This window comes from Acinetobacter sp. NIPH 542 (genome assembly GCF_000369825.1).
In the GTDB taxonomy this organism is placed as follows: domain Bacteria; phylum Pseudomonadota; class Gammaproteobacteria; order Pseudomonadales; family Moraxellaceae; genus Acinetobacter; species Acinetobacter oleivorans.
On the sequence record NZ_KB850206.1, the window covers coordinates 1242901 to 1259552 of the forward strand.

14 protein-coding genes are annotated in these 16652 nt (G+C 37.4%); 11 read left to right on the plus strand and 3 right to left on the minus strand.

What is annotated here, in order from left to right:
• Nucleotides 1-7: 7 nt before the first annotated feature.
• Nucleotides 8-3169: a multidrug efflux RND transporter permease subunit gene (locus tag F886_RS11390; RefSeq protein ID WP_005305180.1), complete on the minus strand. Its 3162-nt coding sequence runs from the start codon at nt 3167-3169 to the stop codon at nt 8-10.
• Between the two features lie 217 nt (nt 3170-3386).
• Here F886_RS11390 and F886_RS11395 point away from each other — a divergent pair, with 217 nt between their 5' ends.
• Both F886_RS11395 and F886_RS11400 read left to right on the plus strand, forming a co-directional pair.
• A complete protein-coding gene (locus F886_RS11395; protein WP_005305183.1) occupies nt 3387-5348 on the plus strand; it encodes a TonB-dependent receptor plug domain-containing protein in 1962 nt (653 codons plus the stop codon).
• A 138-nt stretch (nt 5349-5486) separates the two neighbouring features.
• Nucleotides 5487-5888 carry a transcriptional repressor gene (locus F886_RS11400; RefSeq protein WP_005305185.1) on the plus strand — a complete coding sequence of 134 codons (402 nt, stop codon included), beginning with the start codon at nt 5487-5489 and terminating at the stop codon, nt 5886-5888.
• A 53-nt stretch (nt 5889-5941) separates the two neighbouring features.
• On the opposite strand, the gene F886_RS11405 is transcribed toward F886_RS11400, so the two are convergent.
• Entirely contained in the window at nt 5942-7723 is a 1782-nt protein-coding gene (locus F886_RS11405; protein WP_005305188.1) for a bifunctional metallophosphatase/5'-nucleotidase, read from the minus strand.
• 248 nt (nt 7724-7971) lie between these two features.
• Between F886_RS11405 and pqqA the strand changes: the two genes are divergently transcribed.
• From pqqA to F886_RS11440, 8 genes are all read left to right on the plus strand, one after another.
• Nucleotides 7972-8046, plus strand: coding sequence for a pyrroloquinoline quinone precursor peptide PqqA (gene pqqA / locus F886_RS19875; protein WP_001982218.1), 75 nt, complete (start codon nt 7972-7974; stop codon nt 8044-8046).
• 76 nt (nt 8047-8122) lie between these two features.
• Entirely contained in the window at nt 8123-9034 is a 912-nt protein-coding gene (gene pqqB, locus F886_RS11410) for a pyrroloquinoline quinone biosynthesis protein PqqB (RefSeq protein ID WP_005305190.1), read from the plus strand.
• An 8-nt stretch (nt 9035-9042) separates the two neighbouring features.
• Nucleotides 9043-9801: a pyrroloquinoline-quinone synthase PqqC gene (gene pqqC, locus F886_RS11415; protein ID WP_005305193.1), complete on the plus strand. Its 759-nt coding sequence runs from the start codon at nt 9043-9045 to the stop codon at nt 9799-9801.
• Nucleotides 9798-10082, plus strand: a complete 285-nt coding sequence (gene pqqD, locus F886_RS11420; RefSeq protein WP_004792407.1) for a pyrroloquinoline quinone biosynthesis peptide chaperone PqqD — start codon at nt 9798-9800, stop codon at nt 10080-10082. The genes pqqC and pqqD overlap by 4 nt, the downstream gene beginning before the upstream one ends.
• Nucleotides 10079-11233 (plus strand): pyrroloquinoline quinone biosynthesis protein PqqE, encoded by a 1155-nt coding sequence (gene pqqE / locus F886_RS11425; RefSeq protein WP_005305196.1) that lies wholly within the window; start codon nt 10079-10081, stop codon nt 11231-11233. The genes pqqD and pqqE overlap by 4 nt, the downstream gene beginning before the upstream one ends.
• A gap of 18 nt (nt 11234-11251) precedes the next feature.
• Nucleotides 11252-12301: a dipeptidase gene (locus tag F886_RS11430; protein ID WP_005305198.1), complete on the plus strand. Its 1050-nt coding sequence runs from the start codon at nt 11252-11254 to the stop codon at nt 12299-12301.
• A gap of 989 nt (nt 12302-13290) precedes the next feature.
• Nucleotides 13291-13527, plus strand: coding sequence for a hypothetical protein (locus F886_RS11435; protein ID WP_004792401.1), 237 nt, complete (start codon nt 13291-13293; stop codon nt 13525-13527).
• Between the two features lie 197 nt (nt 13528-13724).
• On the plus strand, nt 13725-14312 hold the full coding sequence (locus tag F886_RS11440) for a hypothetical protein (RefSeq protein WP_005305204.1): 588 nt from the start codon (nt 13725-13727) through the stop codon (nt 14310-14312).
• 17 nt (nt 14313-14329) lie between these two features.
• On the opposite strand, the gene F886_RS11445 is transcribed toward F886_RS11440, so the two are convergent.
• A complete protein-coding gene (locus tag F886_RS11445) occupies nt 14330-15895 on the minus strand; it encodes a phospholipase D family protein (RefSeq protein WP_005305208.1) in 1566 nt (521 codons plus the stop codon).
• Between the two features lie 223 nt (nt 15896-16118).
• Here F886_RS11445 and F886_RS11450 point away from each other — a divergent pair, with 223 nt between their 5' ends.
• Nucleotides 16119-16553: a GFA family protein gene (locus tag F886_RS11450; protein ID WP_081402164.1), complete on the plus strand. Its 435-nt coding sequence runs from the start codon at nt 16119-16121 to the stop codon at nt 16551-16553.
• The last annotated feature ends 99 nt before the right edge of the window (nt 16554-16652 follow it).

The following is a 16652-nucleotide window of genomic DNA, read 5'->3' on the forward strand; positions in this document are numbered from 1 at the left end:
CTAACTTTTAAAAGGATGTATTATCCTTTTTGATACGGCTGTTAAATCTCAAAGTTCGACTCAACCATGGTTTGCTCATTGACCACTGAAAACTCGGTAAACTATGAACCACAACAAAGAAGAACACAGTAAATAGCGGTACCAGTAAAGTACCAAACACGACACTACCAAATACGCTCATTCCAATTTCATATCTGCTCGCAGCACCTGCACCAGTTGCAAAAATTAAAGGAACCACACCCGCACCAAAGGCAAGAGATGTCATTAAAATCGGACGTAAACGTAGTTTTAATGCTTCACTTGCTGCATCGATTTTACTTTTTCCTTGTTTGAGTGCTTGAGTCGCAAACTCAACAATTAGAATTGCATTTTTACAAGATAAGCCAATACCTGTTAATAGGGCAATTTGAAAGTAAACATCGTTAGGTAACTTAAAAATCCAAGCAAAAATAATAGTGCCTGTAATGCCTAGAGGAAGCCCTAATAAAATAATAAAAGGAACTTTCCAGCTTTCATATAAGGCAGCCAAACATAAGAAAATAAACAAAATAGAAATGAGATATAAATAGATCGCTTGGCGGCTAGATTGTTGCTCTTGTAAAGAAAGACCACTCCATGCGACATCTATACCAGACTGTTTGCTGACCATATCACTTAACTGTTGCATTGCTTGACCTGAGCTAAAGCCTGAACTTACATTTGCTTCAAGTTGAATGGCAGCTAGCCCCATAAATCGGGTAAGAGCTTCTGGGCCACCCGTCCACTGACTTTGCGCAAAATGGGCGAGGGAAAGCATTCCACCTGTATTATTTCGTACATGCCAATACGCTAAATCTTCGGGTTTAGAACGAAACTCTGAATCACCTTGCATAATGATTCTCTTAATTCGACCTCGTTCAACAAAATCGCCAACATAGTTTCCACCCCAAGCAGTCGATAGTGTTGAACGAATTGCTTGTTGGTCAATTCCTAACATTTTGGCTTTATTTTGATCGAGTTGAATAAATACTTCGGCTTTATCTTCACTCACAAGAGGACTTAGATTTTCAAAGGCCGAATAATTTCGAGATTCTTTTTCTAAGGCTTTATATTGTTTAATGAGTTCATCACGCCCTTGACCATTTACATCTCTAAGCCAAAGCTCTAAAGCATCAGATTGACCTAAACCAGATACACTTGGTGGCATTCCTACCATGACTTTAGCGGGCAAGTTTTTTTGTAAATATACTTGGGCGCGTTCACGAATAGCACTCGCCGTATTGGCTTCTCCTTTACGCTCATTCCAATGTTTAAGCGAAACAAAGGCCATACCTAAATTTGGACCGCTCCCTGAAAAGTTTTGTCCATTTACGACCAGTACGGTATTAATATTTTTGCCTTCATGTTCAAAGAAATAATTATTGACGAGTCTTCCAATTTCTTCAGTCTGGCTCATTGAGGCACTGTTATGCAAACTATAGGGAACAGCAAGTAATCCTTGATCTTCATTTGGAATAAAGCTTGTAGGCAAACTGCGATAAATCATAAATAGAACAACCGCGATGCCCACAACCAATAGACTGGAAAATACTTTAAACTGGATTAAACGAACAGATAAAAAACTAAAAGCTGATCTGACTTTTTGAAGAGCAAGCTCAAGCATTTGTCCCCATTTGGGTTTTTTATTATGTTTTTTTAATAGAACTGCGCACATCGCAGGTGTAATAGTCATGGCTACAAATAGCGATAACAACATGGCTGCTGCTAATGTAATAGAGAACTGACGGTAAATCATACCCGTCGAACCACTAAAAAAAGCCATTGGAATAAATACCGCGGTTAAGACCAGTGTAATACCCACCAATGCGCCGCTAATCTCTTGCATCGACATTAAACAAGCTTCACGTACACTTAGCTGTTGTTCGTGCATAAGCCGTTCAACATTTTCCACGACTACAATCGTGTCATCAACCAATAACCCAATCGCTAAAACCAAGGCAAATAGCGTAAGTGTGTTAATGCTCATCCCAAATAAATACAACACCACAAATGTGCCACTAATGACGATGGGAACCGTAATGGTTGGAATAAGAGTTGCACGCCAATTTTGTAAAAAGAGATACATCACAATAACAACAAGCACGATTGCTTCAAGCAAAGTGATCATGACCTGCTTAATTGACTCTTCAATAAATGGTGTATTGTCTCGCGGATAAACGACTTTATATCCAGCTGGTAAATGCTGGCTAAGCTGAGCCATTTTTTCTTTAATAAGGGCAGAAGTCTCGATTGCATTAGCATCTGGGCTTAGAGAAATGCCTAAACCTGCCGATGGGTAGCCATTAAGCGTATTAATACTTTCGTAATTTTCTGCCCCTAATTCGACTCTCGCGATATCTTTTAAATAAACAAGGCTACCATCAACATTTGCTTTAACCACTACCGATTTAAAGTCATCTATTGTTTTTAAACGTGAACCTGCTTTTACTTTTGCATAAATATTTTGGTCAGCAGCAGAGGGCATTGCACCAATCGAACCCGCAGCAATCTGGGTATTATAATCTTCTAGGGCTTTTTCAATATCACTCGGTACAAGTTGATAATTTCTAAGCTGATTTGGATTTAACCAAATGCGCATGGCATAGCTTGAACCAAAAACATTAACTTCACCAATGCCTTGCAACTGACTTAAAGGTTGTTCAAAGTGATTCACCATATAATCAGACAAATCAATATTGCTGGTTTTACCAGTTTCATCATATAGCCCCACAATAAGTAGCATATCGCCCGTGGTTTTCCATATGTTTACGCCTTGTCTTTGAACTTCCTCAGGTAAACGGTTTAATGCACCATTAATTCGGTTTTGTACTTGGAGCTGTGCTTTATCTATATCTGTGCCAATTTTAAAATGAATATCAATGCTACTCGTTCCTGATGATTCACTATAGGACGTAAAGTAAAGCAAATTATCCAGACCTTTTATTTGTTGTTCTAAAATTTGGGTCACACTTTCTTCGACTGTGTCAGCAGCTGCACCACGATAATTCGCTACAACCGTAACACCCGGTGGAGCAAGGTTGGGATAGCGTTCGACTGGCATGGCTAAAGTGGCAAGGAAACCAAAAATAAGAATAGTGATTGCAACGACAGAAACAAAGATAGGGTGATAGATAAAAAATCGAGAGAGCATTGTTATGTCTACTTTAAGATTGTTTTAAATAGGTTTTTAGGCACACGAAAGTGTAATGGTAACGCTTTTTTACAGCACAAACAATAATGATTATCATTATATAACTAATAATTATTTTTATCTTGATCGGTAAAAGTCATGCGTATATGATGCTCGGCACATCATAAATGATAATAATTATCATGTGGTAATCATTATCCAGAATAAGGGCCGAGAAATGACGTTAACGAAAAAAGCGCTGGTGGTCGCCATCTCAACACTGCTTCCTTTTGCCGTTCAAGCAAATACAGATATTGAACAGCAGGGTAATAGTGAACCAGTTCAAAAACTTAAAACTATTGTGGTTTCTGCTGCATTAAAAGAACAAGACGTAGATAAAGCACCCGCATCCATTAGTGTGATCACGAGTGAAGAGATTGAACGTAGTGCGGCACTAAGCCTTGCTGATGTTTTACAAAAGCAGGCTGGGGTTTATAACTATAATAGCGGTCAAGATAAAATCGTTATACGGGGAATGCTAAATACATCAGGCAATTACACACTCATTCTACTTAATGGCAAACGCATGTCATCTAATGGTGCCATGTGGCGTGGTAATGACTTTGACTGGAGTGCAATTCCTTTAAATAGTATTGAACGTGTTGAAGTTATTCGAGGGCCAATGTCATCTCTCTATGGAGCAGATGCTATGGGTGGCGTAATCAATATTATTACCAAGAAAGCCGAAGACGGGCAGCTTCATGGTTCGGTCTTTGGACAATATAACCGAGCTGACCGTGGGAATGGTAAAGATCAATTCCGTTACGGATTTAACTTATATGGCGGTCTAACCGACAATGTAAGTTTTACTTTGGCTGGAGATGCTTATAATCGCGATGCATGGTATCGAAATGGCAAACCAGATCCAGATGGCGCTTACTTTGTAGAAAAAGACACCAAAAATGTAAATGGTACTTTAAGTTGGAATATTAATGACCAACAAACTTTAGACCTAGATTTGGGCTATAACAACGATAAACGCCCACTTACTCAAGATGCTGCGACCTCAATTCAAGAGTCGGAAATGAAGCGTACCAATGTAGGAATTGCTCACCGCGGAAAATGGGGTTGGGGGAAAACAGAAGCTTATATTGGAAAAGAAACAGCCAAAATTTATGACTACGACAGCGAATATGATGCACCACAAAGTCGTAATTATAAGCAAGAAAACTTAATTGGTCGTGCTTTCGCGAACTTTGACTGGGTAATGAATAACACCACAGCTGGTTTTGATTATAAAGACCAAAAAATTACGGATGTTGTGAGTTATATCGGTACAGGGAAAAACCAGCAAAAAAGTTACGGTGTATTTGTTCAAAACGATACCCATATTAATGATGCACTGACCTTAACTCTAGGTGGCCGTTACGACGACTTTGATGACTTTGATGGTAAATCGACCGGTAAAGCCTATTTAGCCTATCAACTCGCTGAAGGTGTTGTCTTAAAAGGTGGTGTTGGTCAAGCTTATAAAGTTCCGTCTCCAGCACAGTTAGATATCAATTACTCAATGATTTCATGTGGCGGTAGTTGTCACATTCGAGGTAATCCAGACCTAGAACCAGAAGAAAGTACCAACTACGAAGCATCTTTAATTGTAACCCGTCCAAACTGGAATGCTGGAGTTACAGTTTTCCAAAATGACGTGAAGAACTTGATTGAAGCCATTACCTTAAGTGATGGAGACCCGCGTTTAGTGGGTGATTTTAGAAAAATCTGGACTAATGTAAGCCGTGCAGAACTTAAAGGAGTTGAGCTTACAGGTGGTTACGACTTCACGGATAATCTAGGTGTTAAGGCAAATGCCACTTACTTAGATGCAAAAAATAAAACCACAGGTAAAGATTTAACTGAACGACCAGAATGGCTGGCTAATGGTTCAGTTTCTTGGGCACCAGTTGAAGACTTCCGTGTAAATGCAGGCGTAAGCTACGTTGGTAAACAAATGTACTCTGCAACTAAAGAGTTACCAGCTTATACAACTTACGATGTGACATTTACTTCACCACTTTCGCCACGCTTAACATTGGACTATGGCGTAAAAAACCTGACTGATGTTGATCTGGAAGATAAAAACAAAACCTTTAACACCAAACTTTATGGCCGCAATTACTTTGTAAAAGCGACTTATAGTTTCTAAGTTAAAACTAAGCACAAAGCCTATTCGTAGGGGAATAGGCTTTGTTTTTTATTAAACAAATATCCATAATTTTTAAACCAGTATAGACAAAATAATTTTAAGAATTTCTATACTTTTCAACATTAGGGCTAATTAATCATGACGGCAACTTCAAAATCATTATTAAATGGACTACCAATAAAAAAATCGAGAATACAGGTTTTTGAAATTTTAAATCAAAATCCACAAGGCTTAAGCGCGGTGAGCATTTATGCACAAATTAAAAATGAACATAAAATTACGCTCGGAACAATTTATCGAATCTTATCTGAATTTGAAAATCGCAAGCTCATCAAAAGGGTGTTCTTAGGAAAAAGTAAAAGTATTTATAAGATCAGAAAAGATAAAATGAGCTGTAACTTGATTTGTTTAAAAACCGCAGAAGCAACTAGCTACGAACATGAAAAAGTGAAAGAACTACTGCATGAAGTCATAGATGTTATTTTTGCGAATACAGGAACTAATATCAGTAGCATTGAACTTAATCTCTATACAGAATAAAAAGTCCAGATAGAAAAAAGGACAGCCTAAACTGTCCTTTTTTATTAAATTTGCTATTTGATGACTTTAATTCGAGTAGTCGCTGGAATAATTAAAGGTGAATTCTTAGCGACATAGCTTTCAAGGGCATCAATATCTTGACCACCGCCTACACGGTTTTGGCCTTCTTTTAATACCGTAAAGTTGTCACCACCATCTGCCAAAAAGCTATTTACAGTCACGCGGTATACTTTACTGTCAACCAGCGGTGAACCTGCAACCATAATGTTACTTGCTCGTGGTGAAACAGACGTATTTGCCGCATATTGATAAGTTAATTCTTTAGACGGCTGTAAAATTCTAGGTGAGTTTGCATTTGAACCAGACCATTGCTGTTCAATTACATCTCTAATTTGTTTGCCAGTTAAGCTCAAAGTCACAATAGAGTTACCGAAAGGTTGAACCGCAAAAACATCGCCAAAGGTGATTTGGTTACTGCTATTGATGAGTAGATCGGCGCGGACACCACCTGGGTTCATTAAGGTAAAGTCAGAGCCTTGGTTACTTGCCTTTAACGCAAACGCTTGTTGAGCATCTGCAATCATAATACCCAACGGGCTTTCACCACTTTCAACTTGAGCACGACTGACTACTGCTGTTGCAGTGCCAACCACACGGCTTGAAATGGTGGTCACCGCTTGGCGGTACTTATCTAAAATAGCTTCAATGCTTGGGGTTTTACTAAATTTTTGATAGAGATCGGTAAGGCTTACCGTGGTTGTACCAGACGTATAGGCCTCACTTTGTACAGGAACTTGTTTAGCATCCTTCTTAATCACATCACCAGTTTTACCATCTAACTCAACCTTGATGTCAGTAATGAGCGTGCCATATTGTCCAGCTGAGGTAAGTAAGAACGGTTTTGCCGGATTTTTTGTAGAATAGTCACAAATATAAGATTGGTGTGTATGACCTGAAACAACAATATCAACTGCGGGATTAAGCTTATCCAAAATTCCTAAAATCGGGCCGCTTAAGCCATCACATGTTTTTTCATTAAACTTTGTACTTGGCGCTGCACCTTCATGTACCACCACTACAATCGCTTCAATTCCTTGTTTTTGTAATTCAGGAATCAAGGCGTTTACCGTATCGGCTTCATCACGAAACTCAACATCTTTAATGCCGGCAGCAGAAACAATACTTGGCGTTGCTTTAAGGGTTAAACCAATAAATGCAACTGGAATTCCACCATAAGTTTTAACTTTATAAGCAGGAAACATTGTTTTACTGGCGTCATTTTTCATTGCTACGTTAGCCGCAAGGAAATCAAATTTTGCACCACTAAAGTTTTTATTAATTTGGCAAGGCGCAGTGCTTGTATATTGCTGACATCCACCGTTCTTTAAACGGCGTAATTCATCTGTACCACGGTCAAATTCATGGTTACCCACAGCATTAAAGTCAATTTGAATATCATTCATGACTTCAATGGTCGGTTCATCTAAAAATAAAGAAGAGGTTAGAGGAGAAGCGCTAATTAAGTCGCCCGCTGAAACTACAGCATTATTTGGATTTTCTGCTTTAAGTTTTTTAATTGCATCGGCAAAGTAACTCACTCCACCCACAGGAATACGAACAGATTGAGCAGCATCATTTGGATTTGGTGCTTCGACGTAACGCTTCGGTGGCTCAAGATTTCCGTGAAAGTCATTAAAAGCTAAAATATTTACGGTTTGATTGCTTCTTTGAGCGGGTGGCGCGGTGTCATTATCATCATCGTTATTACATCCAGCCAATAACGTTACTGCCAGAGAAAGTGTTGTTACTTTAAAAAATGTTGTTAAATTTTTCATTTTTTTATCATTTTATCAATTAAGACGGATAAAAAATACGCTTTTAGTATGAATGTTTGATGAAACCTTCAATGAGCAAATATGTTCGAAATATTAAAATTTGGACAAAAAACACAATTATCGAACAATATCTTGGCTAGGGGTGGTCTACAAACCCAAATTTTTTATTTAGAATAAATTTTTAATGACCTTATAAGATTTAATCAAGTGATTCATTTCACAAGATTAATATGAACCGGAGATAATTTATGCAATGGACTAAACCAGCTTTTACTGATTTACGCATTGGTTTTGAAGTTACTATGTACTTCGAAGCACGTTAATTCAGTTTCATCCAAATATGTCATAAGCCCTAGTCTTGTTCTAGGGCTTATCTCTTTCTAATAAGATATTAATTTTATGTATATTTATGTTTTAGGTTCAGCTGCCGGAGGCGGGTTCCCGCAGTGGAATTGTAATTGCCCGAACTGTCATGGTGTGCGCACAGGTTCAATCCAAGCCAAAGCTCGTACTCAATCATCAATTGCTGTTTCTGAAAATGGAACAGACTGGGTTTTATTAAACGCATCACCTGATATACGCCAGCAACTTTTCGAATTTAAAGCAGCACAACCCGCGCGTAAATTGCGTGATACAGGAATAACAAGTGTTATTTTAATGGACAGTCAGTTAGACCATACGACTGGGCTTTTAACCTTGCGTGAAGGTTGTCCAATGAATGTATGGTGTACAGAAATGGTCCACCAAGATTTAACAAGCGGCTTTCCAGTATTTAATATGCTCAAACACTGGAATGGTGGTCTTCAATACAATGAAATTAATCCTAAGCAAGCCTTTAAAATTGATGGTTTCGAAAATTTAGAATTTTTGCCTTTAATTATTAAAAGTGCTGCGCCACCATATTCACCGCATCGAAATGACCCACATGAGGGCGACAATATTGCTTTAATTATCAAAGATCATAAGACACAAAAGCAGTTATTCTATGCACCGGGTCTTGGAAAAATTGATGATCAAATCATGCAGATTATGCAGAGTTCAGATTGCGTCATGATTGATGGTACGCTTTGGACAGATGATGAAATGCAACAAACAGGGGTTGGAACTAAAACTGGCCGTGAAATGGGGCATTTATATATTAGTGGCGAAGGTGGTTCACTGTCTTATTTAAACCAGCTGAGTACACCTAAAAAAGTGCTGATTCATATTAACAACACCAATCCAATTTTAAATGAAAACTCTAGCCAGTTTGCTGAACTTAAAGCAAATGGTGTAGAAGTTGCCTATGACGGCATGCAGATTGAACTCTAAGGTGAAACATGACTCAAACACCTGAAGCTTTAACGACTGAACAATTCAAACAAGCCATTATTGATAAAGGCCAGTATTATCATATCTATCATCCATTTCACGTGATGATGTATGAAGGTAAAGCCACCCAGCAACAAATTCAGGCTTGGGTTGCAAACCGCTATTACTATCAAATTAATATTCCGCTTAAAGATGCGGCGATTATGGCAAATTGCCCAGATCAGCGAGTCCGTCAAGAATGGATTCAACGTATGATCGATCAGGATGGTGAATATCCTGATGGCGGTGGTCGAGAAGCATGGCTACGCTTAGCCGAAGCTGTGGGCTTGAGTCGTGAACAAGTTATTTCTGAAGAACTGGTATTACCGGGTGTTCGCTTTGCAGTAGATGCCTATGTGAACTTTGCACGCCGTGCTTCATGGCGTGAAGCAGCAAGCAGCTCTTTAACTGAACTTTTTGCTCCACAAATTCATCAGTCGCGACTTGATTCATGGCCACAACACTATCCATGGATTGATGATAAAGGCTATGAATATTTCCGTTCTCGTTTAAGTCAGGCACGCCGTGATGTTGAACATGGTTTAACAATTACACTTGATTCATTTACAACTCATGAGCAACAACAAAGAATGCTTGAAATATTGCAGTTTAAACTGGATATTTTATGGAGCATTTTAGATGCTTTAACACTTGCATATGTTCACAATGAAGCACCATATCACACTGTGACGAGAAAACGAGTTTGGCACAAAGGACTATTTAAATGAATAAAGAGCAGTTTGATTTAAACCTTGTGCCGACATGGAGACAAGGTTACCGTTTTCAGTTCGAGCCAGCTCAAAATGGTTTTGTGATTTTATATCCTGAAGGCATGATCAAGTTAAATGAAAGTGCAGGGGCAATCGGGCAATATATTGATGGGCAGCAGAATGTTTCTGCAATTATTGCCCAGTTAAAGCAAAAATTTGGTGATATTGCTGAGATTGATCAAGATGTAGTGGATTACATGCTGGTCGCAAAACAGCAACACTGGATTGATTTAGTATGACAGAAGGTGTTGGCCTACCTTTATGGTTATTAGCGGAGCTCACGTATCGATGTCCGCTACAATGCCCATATTGCTCAAACCCATTGGACTATGCTCAGCATAAAAATGAGCTAACCACCCAAGAGTGGTTTGACGTTTTTGATCAGGCACGTCAGATGGGTGCTGTTCAACTCGGTTTCTCTGGTGGTGAACCACTGGTACGTCAAGATTTAGAACAACTCGTTGCACATGCTCATCAGCAAGGGTTTTATACCAACTTGATTACCTCAGGCATGGGTCTTACCGAAAAACGTATTGCTGATTTAAAACAAGCGGGTTTAGACCACATTCAAGTGAGCTTTCAAGCGAGTGACCCTGTGGTAAACGATGCCTTGGCAGGGTCAAAGCATGCTTTTGAACAAAAGTATGAAATGTGCCGACTGGTTAAGAAATACGATTACCCAATGGTACTTAATTTTGTTATTCATCGACATAACATTGACCAGATTGAACAAATTATTGAACTTTGCCTTGAGCTGGATGCAGACACAGTCGAGCTAGCAATTTGTCAGTTTTATGGTTGGGCTTTTTTAAACCGCCAAGGTTTATTACCTACACAAGAGCAACTGACACGTGCAGAACGGATTACCAATGAATATCGAGAAAAATTAAAAGCGCAAAATCATCCTTGCAAACTTATTTTTGTAGTGCCTGATTATTATGAAGAGCGACCAAAAGCTTGTATGAATGGCTGGGGTAAAATCTTCTTTACAGTTGCTCCAGATGGTATGGCGCTACCTTGCCACGCAGCACGACAATTGCCAATTTCATTTCCAAACGTCCGCGAACATAAATTGTCAGATATTTGGTACAAATCAACTGGATTTAATCATTTCCGTGGTGATGCATGGATGCCAGACGGGTGCCGTAATTGCCCAGATAAAGATCGTGACTTTGGCGGATGTCGTTGTCAGGCCTATATGTTGACTGGAGATGCCGCTAATGCCGATCCTGTATGTGGAAAATCGCCATATCATCAAATGATTGAACAAGCACGTACAGAAAGTCAGTTGGCTGCACCACTGCAAAATTTAGTATTCCGTAATAGTAGAAACTCTAAATCTTTAAGCGCCACACAAAATATTCCAGTCCACACAATTACAGACATATAGCAAGCAATAGGAATGCTTATGAAGCCTACCCATATTCCAGTTTTTGATGGGCATAATGATGCTTTAACACGCTTATGGCTAAGTGATCATGCAGATCCTGTACATGCTTTTATTCATGAACGCTTAGCAGGCCATCTTGACCTAAAACGCTGTCAACAAGCTGGTTTTATGGGAGGAATGTTTGCGATTTTTTTACCACCATACAGCTATGTGCAACAGCATCATCCCAATAAGCTATTTGATCAAAATGCTTCTGATTTTACCCAACAGCAAATTGAACAAATTTGCTTGGAACAACTCGATTTAGCTCATCAACTCGCTCAGCATTCTAAAAATATTAAAATTTGCACATCAGTTCAAAATATTCAGGATTGTTTAGTAGAGCAAAAGCTAGCAATTGTGTTGCATATGGAAGGTGCAGAAGCTCTACAACAAAATCCTGATTTACTCGATGTGTTTTATGAAAGAGGCCTGCGTAGTATTGGCCCACTTTGGAATAGACCGAGCCGCTTTGGACATGGTTTAAATGCCAAGTTTCCTCATTCACCCGACACTGGAGCAGGTCTTACCAGCGATGGCAAAGACTTTATAAAACGCTGTGCCGATAAAAAGATGGTGATTGATGTTTCCCATATGAATGAACAAGCTTTTTGGAATACGGTAGATATATTGCAGCAGCCAATCGTAGCAACGCACTCTAATGCACATGCTTTATGTCCTCAAGCACGTAACTTAACTGACTCGCAGCTTAAAGCAATCCGAGAAAGTAAAGGTATGGTAGGCGTAAATTTTGATGTCGCGTTTTTACGATCCGATGGACAACGCAATGCAGATACACTCATCGATGTAATTCTAGAACATTTAGAATATTTAATGGATCATTTAGGCGAGGAACATGTGGGCTTTGGCTCTGATTTTGACGGTGCACTTATTGGTGCTGAACTTGAAGATGTGACAGGGCTACATCGCTTAATTGAGCGTATGCAACAGCGTGGTTATTCTAAAACACTGATTGAAAATATATGTCTTAATAATTGGGTGAGGGTGGTTGATAGAATTTTGGGTTAATAATGAATGACTAAACAGAGTTAATCTACAGAATCATAACAGTTTTTTTATTGGCCGAAATGACTAAAAAAAATACAAATAGTTTAATTGTCAACCATTCGGTATATTCACTACACTCAACCTTACTGAATGTAAGAACATTTGGTATTTCAGGTCTTTTGTGGTTTTCACATTACCCATTTCTTCATGAGAAGTAGAAATGGGTTTTTTCTTATCTGAAACAAATAAACGTGATATCCATCACAAGAACTACTAATTATTGGTATAACCACTCAACTCCATCTTGACTAAAACTTCAGCATTAAATACATTTGTAGTGTATTCAAAGATAATAAGATTGCTTAAAGCAATTCATAATACTGCTTAATCCTGAAATACAGTAAAAAGCCTATTCAAAATATAGAATAGGCTTTTTGCTTTGTATCAAAATTTATTTTTTAACTATTACACTATTCAATTAACATAAAAATTAAATACCTTACAAAAGCGGAGCAAATGAAAGCCGTTAAATAACAAATTATGTGCTATTAATTAAAGCTGATTTTTCAAAAGTTACTCCGTCAATCGAAGAGGTGCAAAATGTTAAAGTCAATTTTAGTGATAGGAACAGGTATTGCGATTGGGATGTGTGTCTACAAGAAGAAGCAAAAGAACAGTAAGAGTTTTAATACAGATCACGATAACGACTCAGTGACTAGTAAAGACAGGGTCCAAAATCAAGATGACGGCTCAATTGATAACGCTGTACAAGTTTAAAATTAAATAAAAAGGGGTTCAAATAATGAACCCTTTAATTTTATTAAAACTCATAATTATTTTAAATAGATTAACTTAAAGATAATAATTAAATTAATAATTACTCCACTATTCATTTAATTATTACAAAAGTATGATTAAAACAAAAAAAACACTTTCATTATTAAAATTTACATATTGTATCAGTGGAGTCTTTATTATTAGCGATGCGGATAATAAAAAAGGAGACTAGAATGTCAAAGCGCCATATTTTAAAAGAAGTAAATGCCAAAAGTATGTGTGGTATGGAAATTGTAGTTGAACAAATTTATGAAAATATTTATGAAAAAAATTTTGTCCAAGCTGAACAAGAGCAAAGCTGGTTGCCACTTTCTAAAATTGTGATTTCGGATAAAGTCATTAATTTAGATCCAGATAACAGTTTTGCTCATCCAAGAACAGGTAAGGTTTTTAAAGTCTTGAACTCTTAATAAATTTGAGTCCACCAGCACACTACACGTTAAATGATTGAGGTGATTCCTACAGAGGTATCATCTCAATGTTTTTCAGTAAGAGCTGATTCTTCCCATTAACGCTTTAATTAAGAGAAATTGCATTTCATGACTCGTGATTAACTAAAAAATAGGTTAATTTGTTTATAAAGTTTTTAAGTAAACACTGATTTTTTATGATAATTGAGATAGAAACACATCCACTAGAACCCTTTTTACCTGAAAATGCGTGTTTACTCATGTTGGGTAGCTTTCCACCACCGCGTAATAAATGGAAGATGGATTTTTACTATCCAAATTTCCAAAATGATATGTGGCGAATTTTTGGTTTAATCTTTTTCCAAGATAAAACTTACTTTTTAAGTGAAAACCAAAAAAATTTTAATGAAGAACGTATCCGAAATTTCTTAATTGAAACAGGTATTGCAATCTTTGACACGGCTTATCAAATTAAGCGGTTGAAGGGGAATGCCGCAGATAAATTTCTTGAAATCGTAACGCCCACAGATCTTACTGTTTTGCTTCAGCAGATTCCTCTATGTCAGACCATCATGACCACTGGTGATAAAGCAACTGATACCTTAATTTCAGTTTTACCCGAGAACACTGAAAAACCGCTTATAGGGACATCTACATCGACTTACTTTGCAGGAAGAGATATTAATTTATATCGCTTACCATCTTCGTCTCGAGCTTATCCATTAGCGCTAGAGAAAAAAGCTGAGGCTTATCAGAAATTTTTTAAAGAAATTGGGATTTTATAAGTCAAGTTGAAGTGTTCTTACATCATCCATTCAACGGGTAAATATGAAACGGCTTTAATCATTGTACGTTGGAAAAGGCTGGTATCTGGGTCTTTTTCATATTCAACAACTTGTCCATTTGACTGATAATCTAACCAAATAATTTTACCTTCACTGTTTAACTTAAGTTGATAGGCGACTTGAGGTAAATGCTGATCGAGCATGACCGAAATTTGTGCTTGTAATTGACTTGACTCAATAACAAGACCAACCTCAGTATTTAAGTAAGTCGAACGTGGATCAAAGTTAAAAGAACCAATAAATACTTTACCGTCCACATCAAAAAATTTGGCATGCAAGCTCGATTTATTTTTACCTTTTGCTGGAATCACACTTCCAGTTACCACTTCATACCATGTTCTACGTCTGCGTTCTAAAAATGGCTTAAACTCAAATAGCTCCACACCGCTTTTCAGCATTTCAACCCGATATTGACTATAAAAAGCATGCACAACTGCCACATCATTTGCAGCAAAAGAGTTCGTTAAAACCCTAACTTTAACACCTTGAACTTTTAACTGTTTTAAATAGTAAGCGCCTTGTTGTGTAGGAACAAAATAAGCTGAAGCCAATTCGATGTGCTGCTTTGGTTCACCCATAATGGCCATAACTTGCCCATAAAGCATTTCTTCTTTAGAGGCTATTCCTAAGATCTTTTTCGGTGAATCTGCAACAAAATATGCTTTTGACCATTGAATTGGATAATGCTCTAAAAGTTCTTTTAAATAAGTTTGAGCATCATAAAGCTTATCTTCGGTTTGAGTATGATTTTCACTTTCATGAAGCAAATCATGATAATGCTGTCGTAAAGATTGCAAGTGGTGGACAGCGCAAGTCCCGACCAGCTTGGTCGCATCTTGGCTTAACTCACTTTGCCAGAAATCATTAAAAACTGCTTGAGCATGCTGTACTGTATGCCCATAAAATAGAATATCTAGATCTGTAAACTGGAACTTACTACTTGCATCAAAGTACTCACTACTGATGTTACGACCGCCTGTTACCGCAATCACGCCATCTGCAATAATTAATTTATTATGCATGCGATGGTTTACTTTCTTAAACCGGAAAATATAGTCCAAGATTCTTACATATCTAAATTTGTATGGATTAAATAAACGAATTTCAAAGTTAGGATGGTGTAGAAGGCTTCTTAGAACACCATCAAGTTTTACTCCATTTTGATCGTCAATGAGTAACCGAACTTTTACACCACGATCTGCCGCCGTTAATAACTCGTGCAGCATTAAGTTTCCAACAAAATCATTTGTCCAAATATAGTATTGTAAATCGATTTTTTCTTTTGCATTTCTAATCAGATACATACGAGAGGCGATACTGATAAAAGCATCATCCAATGCAACAAAAGCAGTTAATCCTTGTTTAGTTTTTTCTGTAGCTTGTTCATCATTCAACCAATTAAAGCTATTTGTCACTGTATCATTCTCATCAGGGTCGTATGTATCGTTATACGAAGGTGTATGTGTAAAGCCCCAGGCATTTAATGCCATACTACTGTAGTGCTGATAGAGTTGATTAATCATGTAAGCTTTTAAGTCGCATCCAAGATAAGCACATCACAGCATTTTTATATTCAATTTATATGTCAAAATTCATATTAAACGGTATAAATGCATTCTGCCAAGCCTCAACTCTAGCAATTCCTTATATTTATAGGTACTTCTAAGAGAGCCTATCCATTTAAACATATAAAGTTAAATTTAACCTTTTTAAGGCTAGTGCTATATTCAATATTATTTTCGAAGGATGCTCGAGATGAGTCATGTAGGTTCTTGTTTATGTAGTGAAGTCAAATTTTCTATCAATAACGAAATCAAGACTGTGTACCATTGCCACTGTAGTCTCTGTCGTAAACAAACTGGAACAGGAGCGAATGCTGCAACTTTAGTGAGTAAGGATAAATTTGAATGGCTCTCAGGTTTTGAGCTTATCCATACTTATAAAAAAGAAACAGGCTTCACATCTTCATTTTGTAGTAAATGTGGATCGCCTGTACCTAATTTGGTAGGAACTACTCATTTTATGTGGATTCCATTAGGTCTATTAGAAAAAGACATTCAGGTTCTAAAGAAGCTTAATTTTTGTATAGTTTCAAAGACAAACTGGGCAAATACCATAATTGCAGATCAATCTTATAATCAGCTTCCAACTTTAGATGAGCTAAAAATATTTTTTGATTAGAATAAATTTTTATCTAAAAATGAGACTCATTTTGCATTAATTTTATTTTTTTCGGATGGCTATGCTTGCAAGTTTCACAAAAACACACTAATTACAATT

Coding starts and splice junctions, on each gene's coding strand:
- pqqC (WP_005305193.1), top strand. CDS start 9,043: ATGACTCAAACACCTGAAGCTTTAACGACTGAACAATTCAAACAAGCC.
- F886_RS11430 (WP_005305198.1), top strand. CDS start 11,252: ATGAAGCCTACCCATATTCCAGTTTTTGATGGGCATAATGATGCTTTA.
- F886_RS11435 (WP_004792401.1), top strand. CDS start 13,291: ATGTCAAAGCGCCATATTTTAAAAGAAGTAAATGCCAAAAGTATGTGT.
- F886_RS11395 (WP_005305183.1), top strand. CDS start 3,387: ATGACGTTAACGAAAAAAGCGCTGGTGGTCGCCATCTCAACACTGCTT.
- F886_RS11405 (WP_005305188.1), bottom strand. CDS start 7,723: ATGAAAAATTTAACAACATTTTTTAAAGTAACAACACTTTCTCTGGCA.
- F886_RS11390 (WP_005305180.1), bottom strand. CDS start 3,169: ATGCTCTCTCGATTTTTTATCTATCACCCTATCTTTGTTTCTGTCGTT.
- F886_RS11440 (WP_005305204.1), top strand. CDS start 13,725: ATGATAATTGAGATAGAAACACATCCACTAGAACCCTTTTTACCTGAA.
- pqqD (WP_004792407.1), top strand. CDS start 9,798: ATGAATAAAGAGCAGTTTGATTTAAACCTTGTGCCGACATGGAGACAA.
- F886_RS11450 (WP_081402164.1), top strand. CDS start 16,119: ATGCTCGAGATGAGTCATGTAGGTTCTTGTTTATGTAGTGAAGTCAAA.
- F886_RS11400 (WP_005305185.1), top strand. CDS start 5,487: ATGACGGCAACTTCAAAATCATTATTAAATGGACTACCAATAAAAAAA.
- F886_RS11445 (WP_005305208.1), bottom strand. CDS start 15,895: ATGATTAATCAACTCTATCAGCACTACAGTAGTATGGCATTAAATGCC.
- pqqE (WP_005305196.1), top strand. CDS start 10,079: ATGACAGAAGGTGTTGGCCTACCTTTATGGTTATTAGCGGAGCTCACG.
- pqqB (WP_005305190.1), top strand. CDS start 8,123: ATGTATATTTATGTTTTAGGTTCAGCTGCCGGAGGCGGGTTCCCGCAG.